Below are 15,146 nucleotides of genomic sequence, written 5' to 3'. Positions count from 1 at the left end.
ATAAATATTCCAGTATTTTTAAAGCTAAATTGGTATTACTGGAATAACAAATACACAGTTTGCTATTGTGAGGAGTAATAAATCCTATCATGTGATTCAGATTATGAAATTTCTTGTTTCTCTGGATGACAATATACGTAGCAAATTAAAGTGTTTTTTTTATTAGAATGGCATAACCATATTATTTCATCAACTCTTGTAATGGTTTTAATTGATCTAGATTAACATTTCCGTTTTTAAGAAGGCTCATTATTTTTACAATATAAGTAGGATTCATATCTTTTCCTAGCACTCGCACTATAGCAAAACCTTTTTCTTTTTTGTTTCCGTAAATAATAAATTCGTCAATATGCTCATCAGTTCCTACAAAACTTATCTGAACACCTGCTGCACCAGAACCAAACTTCATTAGTTGTTGGTATTTTTCATCTTTGAGAATCGAAGTTACTGTTGCTCTTTCAATATCAAACTGGGCTTTGTTTTTTTCATTTACTTTAAATGCTAATACATTCATTTTTCGAAATGATGTTAAAGCTTCTTTTTGTGAGTCAGTTAATTTAGCGTTGTTTATATTCAACATTTTTGGAGTCAAATCTATGGCTAAAAAATCTTTGTTTTCGGTTTTTTCGACAAAATATTTTTGCAAACTTGGTTCGCTTTTACAGCTAAATAACAAAGCCAAAGTACAACCTACGAGGAATCTTACTATTTTTACCATGATTATTTTCCTGCTTTTTTAAGAACATCTCCGCCAGGGATATTCATTTTATTTGTTAGTGTCGAAATTTCATTAATATCAAAATCGCCTGTAAGTGACATTAAAACGGTTTGATTGTCTTTTGCGTTTGTGTTTTCTATAAACATTAATAGTTCTTTTACTTGGGTATCTGAGCTTCCAGATTTTACATAAATTTTTACGTTTTTCCCACCATCATTTACCCGCATCAACTCGTCTAAATTACTGCTTTTAAGATATTTATCTACATTAAATCTCATATCAGCAGTTGTTTTCACGCTCGATGTCATAAATACTTTTAGGTTGTCTAATTTTTTTATCAATGCTAAATATTTTTGAGCATCTTTATCTGAAGTTTCCATTTTTACCTTACTCATTAAATCGAACATTTTTTTGTTTACGATTATAGAAGTTACACTATCTTGCCCGTCATATTTATCGAACAACGATTGTGCTTGACTAAAAAATGGCAGTAGAACAAATAAGGCTATAATTATTGATTTTTTTTTCATGGTTTTTATTTTTATTTATTGATTTTTAAAAAATTATTTTTTTAGCGTTTTTTTCTAATTACTTATATGTTTTTTTTGAAGGCCTAGAACCTCTTCTTGTTTTTATTTTTACTTAAAGACTCTTTTCTTTGTAGTTTCGTACTCTTGTACATACCTTACACTTTCTATGCCAAGATTTACATTTGATGATAATAATGCTAGTGCTTTTTGTGTTTCTTTGAATGCAATTTCGGGATTTTCATAAGTTCCTAACTCATGTTGCTTATTTACAGGCTTATTAGTGTTTATCATAAAAAATGTTGCAAGACCAAACAAAAATACAATAGATGCGGCAACAGAGCGCCACATAACTTTTCTTTTTTTAGCAATTTGTAGTGTCTCTTGTGCAAATTCTTGTTTTTTTGTTTGGGTAAAATATCCAAACATTGCTTTATATCGTTGTAAATGTGGTGCTATGTCTTGAGATAAAAAGTAGCTTCGCAAGTCGTTTTCGTCGGCAATCGAGGTTTCTCCTTGAAAGTATTTTTCGAGTAATATTTCTATTTTATTGAATTCCATAGTTATGGGTGTTTGTCAGTTTTTCTCTTATTGTTTTTCTGGCTCTCGATAGGGCTACTCTAATTGTTGCTTCGCTCATTTCTAATATTTTTGCAATTTCTTCAAATTCATATTGTTCGACATCTCGCATTTGGATAATTAGCTTTTGTTGTTCTGGCAAATCATTTATTGCTTTTTCTACCCAATTGCAGGAATCATTGTCTTCTACTTTTTGTTGCAAACTGGCACCTTTTTCGGTATAGTTATTATGTACAATTTGCAAATTTTTTGCTCGTTTTGATTTCAGAACATCTAAACAATAATTTTTTGTTACCGTCATGGCATAGGCTTCGATACTTATAAAATCATTTAGCAGATTGTTTTTCTTCCAAAGTTTAACTAGAACTTCTTGGGTTGCATCTTCGGCTTCTTCCGTGCTTACTAATAATCGTTTGGCTAACCTGAACATTTTGTTCGTAAATGGTTTTATATGGTTTATAAATTCAATTTGGTTCATACTAGTTGGTTATATAGTCAAGACGAATGAGGGTTGTTTTTGTTACAAGATACTAAACTTTATTTTTATGAATACAAAAAAGCCTCGTTCTAATTGGTTAGAACGAGGCTTAAAATAATTGTATAAATTTTATTTCAATCTAGTTAAAATAAAAACCATTTGGTCCCACTCCCACCGTTAATTCTTTTTGCAATGTTCCTGTTAATGAGTAAATATAGGCTTCACTATTTGCTGAAAAATCGCCACCATCGGCAATATAAATTCGCCCTCCATTTACTGCAAAACCGTACATTTTTCCCCATGCTGAAGTTGAAGTATAACTTAAAACTGGTATTGTTGATGCAGTGGTTGACGCTATATCCATTGCGTAAACTGATGTGCCAACTGTGTAATAGATTTTATTTTCATAAATATCTAAATTTTTAGCATCATTTAATGCCGCTGGAAAAACAACTGTGCTTGTCGTAGCGTCTGATAATTTTACTTTTACAATTTCACTTGGTCCTCCAAAAGGGCTTCTTAATGCGTATAAAAATCCGTTTTTAACTTCCATTGTATCGGCAGAAGCTCCTATATCTATAGGTGTTTCCAATGTATTAGTAGTTGGGTTTACAACTAATAATTTTGTACTATTAAATGGTTCTGTTATGTATAATTTGCCGTTTTCTAATAATATTCTATTTGCTGTTGCATTTAATTGAATTTTAGATTCAACTAAATTTGTTGTAAGATTAATTACAGCAACATAATCATCGGTATTTCCAGTAGCTGCATTTGAAAAAGAATAAGTATTTGCATTAGTAACGTAGGCTTTTCCGTTTACTACAACTCCGTATCTTGGATTAACCAATCCTGTTTCTATTTTTGAAACTAATTTGAATGTTTTTCTGTTTACAACATTAATTTTATTAGATCCTCCCGCAATAATATAAGCGTAGTCACCATTAAAAAACATAGATTGCACATATTTTCCGAGTAAGTCCCCAGGGTTAACAACGGCATGTATATCTTGTGTAAAACTAGTTAAATCATTACCTATAAAAGAAACAGAACCTTGTCCTGAACTCCCTTCATTTAAAATAAAAGCGCCATTTTCATAAGCTCCTAAAACTGGTGCTACTGGCACATCCTCATCTTTTGAACAAGAAAAAAACAATGGAAAGCTCATAAGAGCTACTAAAAACAATTTACTGAACTTCATATTTATTAAAATTTAAGGGTTATGTATATATTAAAATTTCTACCTGGAGATGGTCTGTCTTCTAGGGTTTGGTATTTTTTATTGAATAAATTAAGTACTTGAAAACCTAATTTTGAATTGCTTAAAAATTTAAAATCATAATCGATCCCTATGTTTGATACTTTATACGATTTTATGATTTCTTTGGGGTCATTATCGGATCTTGTATATACAAATCCGTTGTATAAAAACTGATAATTTACAGCAAAATTCTTATGCGAATAACCTACTGATGCTGTAATTTTATGAAAAGGAACAAAAAACAATTGTTTTTTTGTTTCCTCGTCTTGAGATATTGTATAAGCATAGCTCCCGCTCATACTAAAAAGATGTTTGCCAATATTATTTGCCCAACCCAATACTGTTTCTAATCCGTATGTTGTAACTTTATTTGTGTTTTGTGGTGTCCAACCACCACCATCTCCAGGTTTCCAACTTATTAGGTCTTTTATTTTATTGCAGTAAAATGTTTGAGAAAGCTTAATTTTTTTGAACGAAAATACATTTCCAACCTCAGCTTGATAAGAACTTTCTACTTTTAGATTTGGATTTCCGTGATCTGAAGTTCCTTCCCAATACAAATCATTGAAAGTGGGCATTCTGTAATTTCTGGAAAAATTTATTTTTACAGTGTACCAGTTATTCAAAAAGCGAGACGTTCCCGCAGAAAGCAGCAACGGACTTTTGTAATTATCTGTAATTTCTTGACGAATTCCTAACTCATTTTGCCATTTTTTACCCAACTGTTGTTTGACTAATAGCGCTGCCGAACCAATTTTTCTTGTGTTATTACCAAAACTTGTACCATAACCTTTAGTTTGACTATAATCTAAAATTGTATTTATTTTTAAAGATTTTAATATTTGATAGCTAAAATCTAATTTTGCAATGGCACTTTCTGACTTTCCAAAACTAAAATAATCACTTGCTATATTTGCAAAATATTGATATTCTTCTATAATATATGCTGATTTAAGATTGATAGAATATTGATAAAAATTACTATCATACTCTAATAAGTTACGACTAAAACTGTTTACATATTTTGTTTTTGTATCGGATTCAGACACTAAAGACAAATGCCTGTCGGTATTTGAGGTTTGACTGTACAATTTAATGAGATTATTCGAATTAATTTTATACCCAATATTAGCATTCAAACTTGTATTTAAATATTCTCCGTTTAAATTTTTTCTTTGCGCTCCTTTCCAATTAAACAGCTCGATGTAAGGATATTCGTTCTTAGACTCATGGTAAGAAAAACCAATTTGAGTACTCCATTTCTCGTTAGATAGTAGCGTTTTATAGTTTATTCCAGATGTATCGAAACTACCGTAAGATAATTGTAGGGTATTAGTAAACTGTTTTTTGAAACTCAAATTATTGTTTAAATGCACACTACCACCCACAGCACCACTACCGTAAATCACACTACCACCACCAGCCTTAACACTAATTGTAGCATAATCGTTTCCCGTTACGGTGTTGAAATCTGTGCTGCCATTTAGTTGTGAATTAATATTTATCCCATTCCAAATCACGGCTGTTTGTGCTGATGTTGTTCCCCGAAAAGAAACCGTAGATAACATACCACGACCATATTCTTTAAAATAAATGGTGCTATTGTAATTAAGCAAACTAGCAAGCGAAGATTGATTTTTAATTATTACCGAATCATTTAAAACCTGAATAGATTGCGATTTGTTATTGTTATGCAGATAAGTATCTGACACCACAACTTCTTTTAAATTTGTTATAGTATCATTTTGTGCCAAAACCAATTGACAAAGAAAAATTAAGCAGAATAAAATATAATTTCTTAAAGTCATAATCTCAGAATCTCTTTCCCGGAGATTGGATATTTGTTAAGAATTAAGGCAGGTCTCCTGGCTTGCGTCTTGTTGTTTGCCTTCCCATTCTTAATCTTTAATTTAGGATTTTCGATTTCAGCTTAAAAAAAATGAAATCTAAATTCTAAATTCTAGAATTTTAAACAGTGACTTTGCAGATAACAACAAGCTTTCTAGCTTACAGTTGCGGGAACAGCTTTGGTATTTATCCAAATTCCCTTTTAATTCCTTTTTTTTACAAAACAAAAAGAAACCTTAATTTGGGTGTAAATATAATTATATTAATAACAATAACATAACTTATTAGAGTTATTTAGACTTATTTTTAAACTATATTCATTTTTATTGCTTTTAAAATAAATTTTTATCATAATTTTATCTTTTTTACTTCGCCAAAATCAACTTTATACTGAAAAGCATCTTGAAGTGGTAAATTATAAATTTGACACAAAACACTTCGAATAACACCCGCATGCGTAATAATGACAACTGGATTTGATGAATTTGATTGTTTTAAATCGTTTAAAAAACTGACTACTCTTTTATGTAATTGTATAAATGATTCGCCATTTGGCACAGATACATTTACGAAATCTTGCATCCAAGGATTCATGGTTTCTAGCGAAATATCATTCCATTTTTTTAATTCCCAATCGCCAAAATTCATTTCCATTAATCGGGAATCCGTTTTGTAATTTTCAGAAGAAATATAATTTGCTAATATTGTGCATCGCTTTAAAGAACTTGAATATACAATAGCGCCTTTGGGAATTTGATTTTTTATAGATTCGAAAATAGATAAATAATTAGGTTTAATTTGTACATCGGCTTGACCGTAACAAATACCTTTTTCGCAAACTGTTTCGGTATGACGTACTAAATAAATTTCCATATCCCTATAATTGACAGATAAAATACAACTTCGCACACTTGTTGGGTAGCTCCTAGACAATCGCCCGTGTAACCGTTAATCCATTTCTGGAAATAGCGCACTAGAAAAAAACGAGTCATCGTTATAGGGATAATTACCAATACAAATTGCCAATAAAAGTAAGACAAAAACAGAAGTGGCAATATCCCGAAAAAGAATGCACCCCATACTTCTCGCCAAGTGTAACCTTGAGCAATAGGTTTGCTTTTACTAGAAGCATCATCGCGAGAATATTTGTGTGTAAATACGATAGAAATAGCGGCTAAACGACTTATAGCATGTGCCGTTACAAACAATAAAAGATTGATGATTAACGATTGATGAAAAACTTCATTCAAACTCTGATACTTGAGTAAAAAAAGCAACACCAAACCAATGGCTCCGTAGGCTCCAATGGCACTATCTTTCATGATTATTAGGATTTTTTCTTTGGTCCAGCCGCCACCAAAACCGTCACAAACATCGGCAAAACCATCTTCGTGAAAAGCACCTGTGGTTAGAATTCCTGCAATCATGGATAAAATAACGGCTATTTCATGAGAGAAGATAATAGATGAGAAATAATAAGCCACAAAGCTTATTGCGCCAACAATCCAACCAATAACCGGAAAATACCGAGAGGCTTTGTTGAGATATTCTGGATTGTGATCGATGTTTTTTGGACACGGAATTCGAGTATAAAACATTAATGCGGTAAAAAATATGTGTATTTCTTTTTTCATTTTAGTGTAAAGGTTTTTACAAAACTTAAACTTTCTATTTTTGGCTAATATTGGCACTTTCAAAACTCGCCATTTCATTCAAAAAGGCCACTGCCGATTGAATTATTGGAAATGCAACCGCACAACCAGTTCCTTCGCCCAATCGCAAATTTAAATTTAAAATGGGTTTTACTTTTAAATAATCTAACAATTTTATATGTGCTTGCTCGGCAGATTGGTGGCAAAAAATGGCGTTTTTTAATATGGCTGGATTTTTTTCGAATGCAATTAAGAAAGCAACAGTACATATAAATCCGTCTACTAGAATCAGCATATTATTGTTATAGGCTTGAAGCATTGCTCCTGCCATTTGCATAATTTCGAAACCTCCAAAATAAGCTAATTTTGAATCTAAATTATTTGTGCCTTGGTAGTTTTGTATTGCTTTTTTAAGAATTTCTTGCTTCAATTTTAGTTTTTCATCATTTACGCCAGTTCCTTTTCCTACGCAATCTTCGATTGGCAATTCTAAAATAACACTCATTAAAACCGAAGCTGTTGCTGTATTTCCTATTCCCATTTCGCCAAAACCAATACAATTACTATTTGTTTTTGCGATAGCTTTTACGATTTCACTTCCTTTAGTAAAACACAAATCGAGTTCGGTTGTACTCATTGCTGCTTCGTACAGAAAGGATTGTGTTCCTTTTGCTATTTTTGATGAAATGAGATCTGTATTTGTGGGAAAATCATAATTTACCCCAGCATCTACAATAGATAATTTGATGCTGTTTTGTTTGCAAAAAACATTTATTGCTGCGCCACCTTCTAGAAAATTAGCAACCATTTGCCTTGTTACGTCTTGCGGATAGGCGCTTATGCCGTGATTTGCAATACCGTGATCGGCAGCAAAAACTACCATGTTGGGTTTTGTTATTCTTGGTTCTAGGGTTTGAAAAACGGTAGCAATTTGTTGGGCTAATGTTTCTAAAACGCCTAATGATCCTACTGGTTTTGTTTTATTGTTTATTTTATTTTGTAAAGTCTCCTTAAATTTAGATAAAATAGGTTTTTCTGACTTATTGATAACCCATTTAATTTCTGATTTTTTTTTAGGAAGTGTTGAGATTTCTTGAACAGAAGGTTTTTCGGGTTTTTGCTTCCAGTTGAGTTGTTGCAACATGGGTTGGTTGTTATAATTTGTGGCAGGTTTGCCAATGCAAAAATAGCCTAAAGGTTCTATGTTTTCTGGCAATCCTAATAGTTTTTTAAACTCATAATAATTTAAAATTGAAACCCAACCCATAGAATAACCTTGTGCTGTGAGGGAAAGCCAAATGTTTTGTGCGGCACAAACTGCACTAAATTTTATGGCTTCGTTGCTCCCTACGGTTCCTATGGTAAAATTATTGAGTACCGAACGATCGTAACAAATTACTAATCCTAGTGGTGCTTCTTCGATGGCTTCTAGTTTTAGGGCTTGGTATTGTTGTTTTTGTTGTTGGGTATCTGTTAGGTTTATTGCTTTTTGATCATAATCTAGAAATATTTTTTTGATTGCTTTTTTGATTTTTTTACATTTGATGGTGTAATATTTTGTGGCATTAGTTAAGCCTACAGATGGTGCGTAGTGTCCTGCTTGCAGTGCTTTTTGGATTACTTGATCTGGTACTTCATCGTCTGTAAAATGACGGGTATCTCTGCGGGATTGTATGATTTGGTCTAGATTCATCTTATTGGGTTGCGGGCGCGTTAGGGATGGTAGCGGCATCCTTTTGTGGCGGGGTTCGCCACAAAAGATATAGCGCACAGCCCGACCCTTGTGGTAACGCCCAAATTATTGGCTCATTTGATCTGATTTTTTTAGGTTTTGTTTCCCTATGATAAAGTATTAATGTTTTGGGGGTATATTATGGTTATTCCTCTTTAATTGTAACAGGAATTCCGGAAATCATTAGTATTACTTTGTTTGCTTTTTGGGCTATATATTGGTTTATCCAGCCTTGTAGTTCTGTAAATTTTCGTCCGCTGTGGGTTTGGGCATGAACGCCCATTCCTATTTCGTTTGTAACGATAATTATTGTGGTGTTTTGTTGTTTTGCAATGGCATTAATTTCAGCTTTGGCTTGCTCTAGGGACAAAGGCACATCGTTTTTAGTGTCGATAAAAAAGTTGGTCAGCCAGAGTGTTACGCAGTCTATAATGGCTACTTTGCCTGAAAAATCTATTTCGGATAAATGTTTTTCTTTTTCGATGTTTGTCCATCTCTGGTCTCTGTCTTTTTGATGGCGGTTTATTCTGTTCTGAAAATCGTCGTCCCATGTTCTGGCGGTTGCTACGTGCATTGGGTTTTCGGCTAATTGTTTTGCTAAATTTTCGGCATAACTGCTTTTTCCTGAGCGTTCTCCGCCTGTAATTAGGTATATCATTTTTTCGTTGTTTTTTTGAATCCGTAAGGACAATGCCTGCATCCGTTGGTACAACAATGTCCTCTTTTGAGATGAAAAAATGCTTTAAAAACATAATTCCCGTTCTCTATATAATAGTCAATTCCTTCTTGTAAGGTTGTTGTTTTTGGCAAGTTTTTCGCTATGTTTTCAGAAGCGGTTTCTGGTGTTATAGTGGCAAGATATTCGTCTGTTCTTGAAGAACATGATACTTTAAAACAATTCGGACACAAACAATCTATGGCTTGTGATGGTGTAAAAATAGGGGGGAAATCATGACACCAACATTGTCGCCCTTCTGGCGTATTGCCACAATTGAAAGGCGTTGCGCAGGATGAACAGTTTTTTATTTGAATGGTATTAATAGGAAAACTAGCCCTCATTTTACTTTTGTTAAACAAATAATAGAAGACAAATATAAAGTTATGCACATAACTATTGGCATAAATTTTATGTTATGTTTTATACTTGGATCTAGATTTGAAAAAATTTGATTCTCGTTATAAAAAAAATATCCTTTACCTTTGGCTTTTAAATTTGAAAAAGTGATGAAACTAAATCTCCTAAAATTATATTGTTTTATCTTGTTTTTAGCAGTCGTTGGATGCAAAAAAAACGAAACAACTAGAACAGAAACAATTACAATTGCTGGTAATTTGATACGCTATTCTAAAAGTTTAGTGCTTATTAAGCACGAAGGATATACAGTAATAAAAGTTTCAAATCCTTGGCCAGATGCTCATAAAAGTTTTACTTATATTCTAAAAGAGAAGAACGGAGTTGTTCCTGATAGTTTACAAAAACACATAACAATTGGTGTTCCTTTGCAATCTATTGTGGTTACATCAACCACTAACGTTCCTTTTCTAGAAATGCTTGGTGTAGAGAAATCATTAGTGGGTTTTCCGCATACCGATTATGTTTCGTCAGAAAAAACCCGAAAGTTAATTGATGCTGGTTTTGTAAAAAACGTAGGGCAAAACGAAAAATTAAATGTAGAACAACTCATAGAATTGGCTCCCAATCTCATCGTGGCTTTTGGGGTAGATAATACTAATCCTATGATTGATAATTTGCAAAAGAGTGGTCTAAAAGTACTTATTGAAGCCGATTGGATGGAACAATCTCCGCTAGGAAAAGCAGAATGGATTAAACTATTTGGCGCACTATTTGGCAAAGAAAAAGAGGCTAAAACACTCTTTGACAATATTGTAAAAAATTACGATAATGCGCTAACATTAGTTGCTTCAAAAAAAGCAAAATCGACTGTATTATATGGCTCGATGTACCAAGACCAATGGTATGTAGCCCGAGGAAACAGTTGGGTAGCCCAATTTATGAAAGATGCAAAAGCTAATTATTTATGGGCAAATGTTGCAGGAACAGGAAGCATGAGCTTATCGTTCGAAAAAATACTAGAAAAAGCAAAAACTGCACAATATTGGATTCCTACTGGTGCCTATAAAAACATAGCTGCTTTAGCCAATACAAACCCACATTATAGTCAGTTTGATGCTTTAAAATCTAAAAATATTTATAGTTTTGAAAGTAAATTAGGCGCTACTGGCGGCACCATTTTTTATGAATTATCACCAAGTAGGCCTGATTTGGTTTTAAAAGATTATATTAAGATTTTTCATCCTGAATTGCTTCCAGATTATACTTTTACATTTGCACAAAAATTAAACTAAATTGGCAAACCAAAAACGAAATACTATTCTTTTTTTTGCACTAATTATAGGGCTGTTTTTTTTATTCTTTATTAACATTAGTTTTGGTTCGGTTACAATTCCATTCAAGGAAGTTTATACCAGTTTAACAGGGGGGCAAGCCAGTAAATCTACTTGGGAATATATTATTCTTAATTATCGTTTACCCAAAGCCATCACGGCTATTTTAGTAGGAATGGGGCTGTCTGTTTCCGGATTATTAATGCAAACTTTATTTAGAAATCCGCTTGCAGGTCCTTATGTTTTAGGGCTAAGTTCAGGGGCTAGTTTGGGGGTTGCATTTGTTATTTTAGGAGCCAGTTATTTGCCCGCTATACTTGCCAATTATTTTTTGTCGCCTTACGGCATTATGCTGGCTTCTTGCTCGGGAAGTTTACTGGTTTTATTCCTAGTTTTATTAGTTTCAAAACAAATGCGAGACACCACTATCATTCTCATCGTAGGGCTCATGTTTAGTAGTTTTGCTGGTGCTGTAGTTAGTGTTTTAACCTACTTTTCTTCGGCAGAACAATTGCAGAAATTTACTTTTTGGTCTATGGGAAGTTTGGGTAATTTATCTTGGAATCAGATTGTAATTCTTTTTACATCAGTAACAATTGGTTTGTTTTTAAGCATCATGAATATTAAAGCCTTAGACGCACTATTATTAGGCGAAAATTATGCTCGAAGTATGGGAATAAACTTCAAAAAAGCCAAGCTTATCATTATCATCGCAACGAGTCTATTAGCTGGAAGTATTACCGCCTTTGCAGGCCCCATAGCTTTTATTGGACTAGCTGTTCCTCATATTGCAAAAATAGTTTTTCACACTAGCAATCATTGGGTTTTATTTTGGAGTACTTTACTTTTTGGCGCTATTATCATGTTATTTTGCGATATGGTTTCGCAAATGCCTGGAACGAATATTACTTTACCCATAAATGCCATAACTTCTATAATTGGTGCGCCAGTTGTAATTTGGTTATTGGTTAGAAAACGAGGTTTTAATTAATTATTTTCAATACATCTATTATCTAAAAAATAATCTTTTGCAAACAATCTGAAATCTGAAATCTGAAATCTAAAATCTTTTAGTACCTTTGCAAAATATTTTTCGACACCTTTTTATGACACAATTTTTATTCATTTTGCTTTATCTTTTTATAGGAATTGTAGTTATTCAGACAATTTACTATTTGTTTGTCTTTGGTAAATTTTCTTTTTCAAAAACCCAAGAAAGCACAACCAAACATATATCTGTTTCAGTAATTGTTTGTGCAAAAAATGAAGAAGAAAATATACAAAAATTTATTCCGCTACTGGCCAACCAAAATTATTCGAATTTCGAAATTATACTAATAGACGATGCCTCTAGCGACGAAACTTTAGAAATTTTCGAACAGTTCGAAAAGCAATATACTAACATAAAATTAGTAAAAGTAGCAAATAACGAGGCGTTTTGGGGAAACAAAAAATTCGCCTTAACCCTTGGTATCAAAGCAGCTACAAAAGATTATTTGCTATTTACAGATGCGGATTGTTATCCTAAATCTGAAAATTGGATTACCGAAATGTCTTCTCATTTTACACTACACAAAACCATTGTTTTAGGTTATGGTGCGTACGAAAAAGAATCTGGTTTCTTAAACAAATTAATACGTTTCGAAACTTTACTTACTGCTACACAATACTTCTCTTGGGCAAAAATAGGTAAACCTTACATGGGAGTTGGCAGGAATTTAGCCTACAAAAGAGATGAGTTTTTTAAGGTAAATGGCTTTATAAACCACATAAAAATACGTTCTGGCGACGATGATTTATTTATAAACGAAGCAGCAAACAAACACAATACAGCTATTGCCTATAATCCCGAAAGTTTTACTTATTCGACAGCTAAAAAAACCTTTCCAGACTGGATTATGCAAAAACGTCGTCATATTTCGACAGCAAAATATTATAAATCTCCCGACAAAATACAATTGGGCATTTTTTATTTTTCACAAATATTTTTCCTGCTTATCCCCATTATTTTATTAATTTTCCAATTTCAGTGGATTATTGTAACATCACTAATTGTTTATAGATATATAATTGCATGGATCTCGCTAGGATATTCAGCAGGAAAACTAAAAGAAAAAGACGTAATGTATTGGTTTCCAATCCTAGAAACAATTCTTATATTCACACAATTAAGTGTGTTTATTAGAAATATTTTCTCAAAACCAGTCACTTGGAAATAAAACAACATATAGACAAAGCCAAACTAGGCGACCAAATTGCTTTTACTTTTCTCCTAGACAGCTATTGGAACGAAGTATATGGCTTTATGCTACAACGCACAGAAAATGAAACCGATGCCGAGGATATTGCGATAGAAACTTTCTCGAAAGCTTTCGACAAAATAGCCACTTACAATCCCGAATTTCAGTTTAATACTTGGCTAATTGCTATTGCAAAAAATGTACACATCGATTTGCTCCGAAAGAAAAAATCATCGCTTTTTATAGACATTACCGACGAAGAAAATGACATCGCTTATTCCGTTGCCGACACCTCCCCTTCGGCAGAAGACAAATTAATTACGGAACAAAATTTATCTCGACTACTACAATTTATCAAAGAACTAAAACCAGCCTACCAAGAAGTTATTCAGATGCGCTATTTTCAGGAAATGAGTTACCAAGAAATTGCAGACGATTTAAACGAACCACTCAATAATGTAAAAATTAAACTTCTAAGAGCTAAGAAACTATTAGCAGAGATTATTACAAAAGCATAATTAGTAGCCTGAAATTAGTTTTTTTTGAATTATAATCAATAATTATATTATTAATTAACATTTAAAATAAAAAAAATAAATTTAACATGTTAAATACAATTTTGGCACGATTTTATCAATTAATTAATCAAAACATTGAAAGATTATTAATTATAAAAACCTAGAATTATGTCAAAATTAAACATTAACAAAAACGAATGGTTAGAGTTGGTTTTTGAAGGAAAAAACAAAGAATACGGAGCATACCAATTGCGCCAAGAAAACGGAAAAACAACTATGAAAGCTTTTTTTAGTGCCATCGCATTAATTTCCGGAATCGCACTTTTACCAGTTGTATTAAGTTCATTTACTAAAAAACCCGTAATTGTAGCAATACCCACCATGTATTGCCCAATAACTCCTGTAAATTTACAACCAAAAAAAGAAGAACCAAAAAAGGAGGAAACAACCGTAAAAAAAGAAGAACCAAAAACCCCTAAAACACATGCTATTCCCGTAGTTGTAAAAAAACAAGACGCTCCGAAAACAGAAATTCCGGAAACAAAACCTACAAACAATAATACGACTAAAACGGGAAACAATCCCGAAACAGGAAACACAAACACTGGTGGTGGTGATGGTGGTGGTGGTGGTGAAATTATTCTGCCTATTGAAAAGCCTATAAACGATCCTTTCTCTCCAGAAACTTTAGATAGAAATCCTAATTTTCCGGGCGGAATAAACGAATTTTTAAAAACAGTTGGCAAAAAATTTACAACACCAGAACTAGATGAAGAAAAAATAATAAAAATCCTAGTTTATTTTGTGGTCGAAAGAGACGGAACACTATCGAACATTACAGTTCCAGACAATCCAGGTTTTGGATTAGATATAGAAGCTATTCGTGTATTAAAAGCTATAAAAACAAAATGGGAACCTGGAATTTACAAAGGAAAACCAGTAAGAACATCATATTCTTTACCAATCGTAGTAAAAACACAATAAGCTAAAACACAAAAAATAAAGTACACTAAAAACTATTTTTAGTGTACTTTTTTATGATAAATATTTCGCATAAAATCTCTTATAAAAAAAACGGCAAACAATTATTATATATATTATCTGCATACTATTATTGCCAATTTTATTATTAAATATGCTGCAATAAGAAATACACAGTTTGCTATTATGAAGGATGAAAAATCCTA

Annotated in this window: 16 protein-coding genes and 1 riboswitch; of the genes, 5 read left to right on the top strand and 11 right to left on the bottom strand. The window is 32.5% G+C overall.

Features of this window, described 5'->3' with window-relative positions:
• Window positions 1-181 precede the first annotated feature (181 nt).
• From B0A57_RS07480 to B0A57_RS07430, 11 genes are all read right to left on the bottom strand, one after another.
• Entirely contained in the window at window positions 182-718 is a 537-nt protein-coding gene (locus B0A57_RS07480) for a DUF4252 domain-containing protein (protein WP_034097672.1), read from the bottom strand.
• A 2-nt stretch (window positions 719-720) separates the two neighbouring features.
• A complete protein-coding gene (locus B0A57_RS07475; protein ID WP_011963571.1) occupies window positions 721-1,248 on the bottom strand; it encodes a DUF4252 domain-containing protein in 528 nt (175 codons plus the stop codon).
• Window positions 1,249-1,356: 108 nt separating this feature from the next.
• On the bottom strand, window positions 1,357-1,806 hold the full coding sequence (locus tag B0A57_RS07470) for a hypothetical protein (RefSeq protein WP_034097670.1): 450 nt from the start codon (window positions 1,804-1,806) through the stop codon (window positions 1,357-1,359).
• Entirely contained in the window at window positions 1,793-2,302 is a 510-nt protein-coding gene (locus B0A57_RS07465; RefSeq protein ID WP_034097668.1) for an RNA polymerase sigma factor, read from the bottom strand. Before B0A57_RS07465 ends, B0A57_RS07470 begins: the two co-directional genes overlap by 14 nt.
• A 139-nt stretch (window positions 2,303-2,441) precedes the next feature.
• Complete coding sequence (locus B0A57_RS07460) at window positions 2,442-3,503, bottom strand: YncE family protein (RefSeq protein ID WP_034097666.1); 1,062 nt, start codon at window positions 3,501-3,503, stop codon at window positions 2,442-2,444.
• Between the two features lie 5 nt (window positions 3,504-3,508).
• Window positions 3,509-5,371, bottom strand: a complete 1,863-nt coding sequence (locus B0A57_RS07455; RefSeq protein WP_034097664.1) for a TonB-dependent receptor plug domain-containing protein — start codon at window positions 5,369-5,371, stop codon at window positions 3,509-3,511.
• 30 nt (window positions 5,372-5,401) lie between these two features.
• A riboswitch (cobalamin riboswitch) is annotated at window positions 5,402-5,665 on the bottom strand.
• A 94-nt stretch (window positions 5,666-5,759) separates the two neighbouring features.
• Entirely contained in the window at window positions 5,760-6,284 is a 525-nt protein-coding gene (gene cobC / locus B0A57_RS07450) for an alpha-ribazole phosphatase (protein ID WP_011963576.1), read from the bottom strand.
• On the bottom strand, window positions 6,269-7,045 hold the full coding sequence (locus B0A57_RS07445; protein WP_034097662.1) for an adenosylcobinamide-GDP ribazoletransferase: 777 nt from the start codon (window positions 7,043-7,045) through the stop codon (window positions 6,269-6,271). Before B0A57_RS07445 ends, cobC begins: the two co-directional genes overlap by 16 nt.
• Window positions 7,046-7,079: 34 nt before the next feature.
• On the bottom strand, window positions 7,080-8,756 hold the full coding sequence (gene cobT, locus B0A57_RS07440) for a nicotinate-nucleotide--dimethylbenzimidazole phosphoribosyltransferase (protein ID WP_071948492.1): 1,677 nt from the start codon (window positions 8,754-8,756) through the stop codon (window positions 7,080-7,082).
• A 184-nt stretch (window positions 8,757-8,940) separates the two neighbouring features.
• Entirely contained in the window at window positions 8,941-9,453 is a 513-nt protein-coding gene (cobU, locus tag B0A57_RS07435; RefSeq protein ID WP_034097660.1) for a bifunctional adenosylcobinamide kinase/adenosylcobinamide-phosphate guanylyltransferase, read from the bottom strand.
• The gene (locus B0A57_RS07430) at window positions 9,450-9,854 is read right to left on the bottom strand and encodes a DUF5522 domain-containing protein (protein WP_011963580.1); all 405 of its coding nucleotides are present in this window, start codon (window positions 9,852-9,854) and stop codon (window positions 9,450-9,452) included. The genes cobU and B0A57_RS07430 overlap by 4 nt, the downstream gene beginning before the upstream one ends.
• Before the next feature lie 165 nt (window positions 9,855-10,019).
• Here B0A57_RS07430 and B0A57_RS07425 point away from each other — a divergent pair, with 165 nt between their 5' ends.
• The 5 genes from B0A57_RS07425 (at window position 10,020) to B0A57_RS07405 (ending at window position 14,943) form a co-directional block, all read left to right on the top strand.
• The gene (locus tag B0A57_RS07425; protein WP_034097658.1) at window positions 10,020-11,162 is read left to right on the top strand and encodes an ABC transporter substrate-binding protein; all 1,143 of its coding nucleotides are present in this window, start codon (window positions 10,020-10,022) and stop codon (window positions 11,160-11,162) included.
• Between the two features lies 1 nt (window position 11,163).
• Window positions 11,164-12,192: an iron ABC transporter permease gene (locus B0A57_RS07420; protein ID WP_034097656.1), complete on the top strand. Its 1,029-nt coding sequence runs from the start codon at window positions 11,164-11,166 to the stop codon at window positions 12,190-12,192.
• Window positions 12,193-12,307: 115 nt separating this feature from the next.
• Window positions 12,308-13,420, top strand: a complete 1,113-nt coding sequence (locus tag B0A57_RS07415; protein ID WP_011963583.1) for a glycosyltransferase — start codon at window positions 12,308-12,310, stop codon at window positions 13,418-13,420.
• Complete coding sequence (locus tag B0A57_RS07410; RefSeq protein WP_011963584.1) at window positions 13,411-13,959, top strand: RNA polymerase sigma factor; 549 nt, start codon at window positions 13,411-13,413, stop codon at window positions 13,957-13,959. The genes B0A57_RS07415 and B0A57_RS07410 overlap by 10 nt, the downstream gene beginning before the upstream one ends.
• 168 nt (window positions 13,960-14,127) lie before the next feature.
• A complete protein-coding gene (locus tag B0A57_RS07405) occupies window positions 14,128-14,943 on the top strand; it encodes an energy transducer TonB (RefSeq protein ID WP_038466230.1) in 816 nt (271 codons plus the stop codon).
• Window positions 14,944-15,146 lie beyond the last annotated feature (203 nt).

Origin of the sequence: Flavobacterium psychrophilum DSM 3660 = ATCC 49418, from assembly GCF_002217405.1 — a bacterium.
In the GTDB taxonomy this organism is placed as follows: Bacteria; Bacteroidota; Bacteroidia; order Flavobacteriales; family Flavobacteriaceae; genus Flavobacterium; species Flavobacterium psychrophilum.
The sequence above is the reverse complement of the archived record's forward strand: the minus strand, read 5'-3'. Positions and strand labels throughout refer to the sequence as shown.